Annotated in this window: 5 protein-coding genes and 1 pseudogene; 3 read left to right on the top strand and 3 right to left on the bottom strand. The window is 59.2% G+C overall.

The features are described from left to right. Nucleotides 1-144 precede the first annotated feature (144 nt). Nucleotides 145-323 (bottom strand): annotated as a pseudogene (locus NKJ72_RS31125) (hypothetical protein). A gap of 122 nt (nt 324-445) precedes the next feature. On the opposite strand from NKJ72_RS31125, the gene NKJ72_RS30755 reads away from it, so the two are divergent. The 3 genes from NKJ72_RS30755 to NKJ72_RS30745 are packed head-to-tail and all read left to right on the top strand — an operon-like array spanning nt 446 to nt 1547. Next, nucleotides 446-811, top strand: a complete 366-nt coding sequence (locus NKJ72_RS30755; protein ID WP_352480773.1) for a transposase — start codon at nt 446-448, stop codon at nt 809-811. After that, nucleotides 808-1158 carry a MurR/RpiR family transcriptional regulator gene (locus NKJ72_RS30750; RefSeq protein ID WP_352480772.1) on the top strand — a complete coding sequence of 117 codons (351 nt, stop codon included), beginning with the start codon at nt 808-810 and terminating at the stop codon, nt 1156-1158. The genes NKJ72_RS30755 and NKJ72_RS30750 overlap by 4 nt, the downstream gene beginning before the upstream one ends. Before the next feature lie 11 nt (nt 1159-1169). Further along, entirely contained in the window at nt 1170-1547 is a 378-nt protein-coding gene (locus tag NKJ72_RS30745) for a MurR/RpiR family transcriptional regulator (RefSeq protein ID WP_352480771.1), read from the top strand. Nucleotides 1548-2483: 936 nt separating this feature from the next. Here the strand turns inward: NKJ72_RS30745 and NKJ72_RS30740 are convergent. Then, nucleotides 2484-3482, bottom strand: coding sequence for a D-alanine--D-alanine ligase family protein (locus tag NKJ72_RS30740; RefSeq protein WP_352480770.1), 999 nt, complete (start codon nt 3480-3482; stop codon nt 2484-2486). Nucleotides 3483-3534: 52 nt separating this feature from the next. Next, on the bottom strand, nt 3535-4014 hold a 480-nt coding region (locus NKJ72_RS30735), incomplete at its 5' end, for a condensation domain-containing protein (protein WP_352480769.1).

The raw sequence follows: 4014 nt of genomic DNA, 5'->3' as shown, positions 1-4014 counted from the left end.
CTTGCGCCTCAGTATGTCGGGTTCCGAACATAGACGTCTTCAACCGGATACAGCTGAACACGACAGACGTCGAATGACGACGGTCACCTCTCGTGCCAAACTCGAACTCTCTAGCGAAGTGAGGATTTGACCCCTCTTATTGCCTCACCGGAGAATGTTACCGAGCGTTGTGGTGCCGACATGGCCCGCGCTATTCATCCCGTCGCCGTCGAGGATGATCCGCTCCGCCGTTTCCGCCCGCCATGCCTTCATAGCCAATTGCACTGTCCTCGGCTTTTCTTGGTGAAGCGCGATGGATCGGCACTCATGAGACGGTGCAGCACCGTGACTGCCGAGAGTGTCGGCTCGGCCTCAAGCGATGCCCGAATCCGGGCTGTCAAACGGCGTTCAAAACTGACCCTCGATTGGAGTGCGCCCCTGAGGGTGGACAAATCGGCTTGAGGAATTGACCAGGCTTGTCGGGTTTTCGAAAAGGGAGCCCAGGGCAAGTCACAGCATCGAGTTCAAACGCCAAGTCGCGCAGGAATATCTGTCAGGCGAGACGCTTCACGGTTTGGCGAAACGGCACGACCTCACCCGAAACCTGATCCGTGTCTGGGTGCGCAAATATGAGCAAAGCGCGTTCGACGATGATGCGCAGGCCGCCGACATGATCCAGGAATACAAAGCCCGGATCGCAGCACTCGAACGATTGGTCGGCAAGCAGGCTCTGGAACTGGAGTTTCTAAAGGGGGCTTCTGTAACGGGCACCCCTGGATTTGCCCGTCGCAAGTGCCATCAAATCAGCTACGAGCTGTTCCCGCGGCAATGAAGGTCGCTGCACGTTCGTTGCTCGACCACCCGACGGAGGTCGCACTGCTGTCGATGAGGGAGCAGGCGCGCCGAGCAGGAGTGCCTCCGGCGACACTAACGCGGCTTGCAAAGCGCCTCGGCTTCGATGGTTTCAAAAAATTGAAGGAGATATTCGCGGACAGCATCAGGGAACGGCCGAAAAGCTTCGCGGGGCGTGCAGAGGAATTAAAGGCAGGACGAGAGGCCGAGGGCGATGGCGTCCTCATCGGCGATACGATCAAAGCCTTGCGTGGCCACCTAAGCGAGTTCGCGCAGCCCTCCGCGATTGCGGCGCTCGCAGCAGCCGCCGATCTCATGGTGGAGTAACGACACATTTTTTGTATCGGCCGCTCAAGTTTTCCTGCAGCCCATCTGATGCACTCATTGCTCGGCTCGCCACAATATTGATCGACGGAATAGGCGGGACGGCCAATGATGCGCTCCGGTTTGTCGGGCCGCGAGACGTCTTGCTAGCGGTTACTGTTAGCCCGTACACTCGCTACACAATGCGGGTCGCCGAGTTCGCGGTCTCGCGTGGTGCGAAGCTAGTCGTTTTGACCGACAGCGAGCTATCTCCGATCGCTAAACTTTCCGAAATTGTAATCCGCGTTCGGACCGAAATGCCTTCGTTTTTTCACACCATGACTCCCGCATTCGCAGCGGTGGAGTGCCTCGTGGAACTGATTGCGGCCAAGCGTGGAAGCCGCGCGCTTTAAGCGATGGCGGCGAACGAAGCACATCTCGCATTATTCGATACTTATGTCCTGCAGATACCGCGCAGGCGCGAGCTGTGATTGACCGAGGCGAAAATTTTGGATGGTTGTCAAACGTCTGGCATTTGTCGTAGTTGTCTAATGCTCAGCGTATTATCGCCCATATCGTCATGCTCTCGTCGGCTCTCTGCAGGTAGCGTTGAGGCCCTTCTGTTTGCCGGCGTCACAATCCTTTGTTCAAAAGGACCGTCACGCCAAAGTTGCTGACCCCAGGTGCTCTGTCTGCTGCCCCGTCAAAGTGGCCGGATATTGATTGGAATTCCGGCCGGCTTCATTCCGGAATGGTGGCCGGCCGGTTAAAATCGGAATCCGCAAACCCATCGTGCTGAGACCTAGGAAGGCATCGGGTCGCAGAGTCGATATGGCTGCCCGCATGATCCGAATTCGCGGCCATATTCTAAATGGCGCACCATTTGTGCCAAGGCAATGGCCGGCACTTGCGTCGAGAATAGCTCCGCAAGCGGGGCACAATTCGCCCCACCGCGAGGTGCGCGAGGCGCGGGCTGCAAGGCCCAGCAAGGATTCAAGACGTCTGGAATCACCGTCCCCATCTGCGCGATCGAGATCGGAGTCCGTCAAAGCTTCGGCGATCGTTTGCGCGTCAAGGCGTTCGAGAGCGGTAGGAAAAACGTCTCACTCTATTGCCTGTGCCGACCTCGCCATCATCGCCTCGCCGAATCCATGTGAGCGGCGGAGTGACAAACCAGCGGTGCGCTGCCCGAAAAATCCGGTCGCGATTCCATGCGGATTTCGGATTAACGGGACACTTGTTCCGGTAAATCCCGGACTGGAGCGGATTTAGTGGAATCGCTATCTGCAATCTAATGGAATTCCGTGTCCGCGACTTTTCCGAAACCCGCAATTCGACGCGTGTTCGGCCTAGGGAATGCCGCTTCCGAAATACCGCGTGTGGGCGACATCGAGGATGCGATTGATCAAGCTCGAGTAGCTGTGTCCGGCAGTCATCGCGGCTAGGACATAAGAGGAGCGCATACCGAGTGACGGCATGGAGTTGATCTCCAGGACAAAGGGCTGGCCGGAGCGATCGATCCGGAGGTCGACGCGGGCATAGTCCCGGCACTGGCAAGCACGGAAGGTCGCAATCGAAATATCCCGCAGCACCGTCTCAAGCCCGCTCCCGATTTGCGCCGGACAAATCTTCGGCACCGCCGCGGCCGTCACCCTTTTCGCTTCCCAAGTCATAAGACGCGTTTCGCGGTCGCCGAAGTCCTGCTCCACCAGGGGCAACACCTCGAGCTGTCCGTTTCCAAGCAGCGCTACGCAGATTTCCCGCCCCTCGATGTATTCTTCCACGAGCGCATCCTGCCCATACTGAGCGACGGTCCCTTCTACGGCCCGCCTCAACTGAGCAGGTTCATGTACGAGGTGCAATCCGAGGCTGCACTCTTCGACGCGCGGCTTCACTACCACTGGGAATCGCAGGTCGCCCGTACCCTCGGTGCCGCGACGCATCACGCGAAAGTTCGGCGTCGGCACGCCCTGGTCGCGGATGAGCCTTTTGGTGATGACCTTGTCGTTCGTCAGCCCATGCCCCAGCGGGCTCGATCCGGTGTATGGGACACCGGCCATTTCGAGCATGGCCGGAACGTGGGTGTAACGGCACTCGCCCTGAATTCCCTCCGCCAAGTTGAAGACGATTCCCGAAGGGCCGGCCTGCGGATCGGGTGGCATGAACCGCTCGAGCGTAGTGAGCAGTCCTTTATCGCCTTCGCACAGCAGCGTCTCGTGGCCGCCCTCTTGCAGTGCCGCCACCACGCTTTCAACTGTCCCGCCGTGGCGGTATTCGTCCGGACAAGGCTGACCGAACCGATTGATCACGCCCGTAAAATCATAGTTCTGCACGACTGCTATTCGCATGAGCTACTCCTTTGATGTTTTCCCGCTGTCACGTTCATTCGCTCGGATTTCGTTACTCGATGGGAACAACTCGTCTGGACCCCGCGCGCCCACCGGTACGGCCGGCGAAGGGGCGGGCGGGTTTGCTCCCTCCAACAGGCGGAAATCGCGATATTTCCTGATATGCAGCCGGCCTGCACCAACACAGTTTCGGGAAACGACATCCTTCGGGCAAATCCGCCAGCATCTGGAGCCAGTACTCCGACTGACGCTCCAACACCTCGCCCGCCAGCCAACGGCGCTGCCAAAGGGCGTAGTCCGCATACTGCACCGGCAACGGCGTCAGCTGATCTGCGCGGCCTTCCCGGGCCGCGGCGTAGAGCCCGCTGAGCTCGCGTGTCAGGATCTTCCGCGACCAGTCGTCCGAGACGATGTGGTGCATCGTGATCAGCAGCACATGATCGTCCCCCGCCATACGCACAAGCCGTCCGCGGATCAGCGGCCCGGCTTCCAAGTCGAACGCCGCCTGCGCTTCATGGCGCATCAGATCCGC

Source organism: Mesorhizobium sp. M0045, assembly GCF_040323385.1.
Lineage (GTDB): Bacteria > Pseudomonadota > Alphaproteobacteria > Rhizobiales > Rhizobiaceae > Mesorhizobium.
This window is presented reverse-complemented; position numbering and strand designations above follow the sequence as displayed.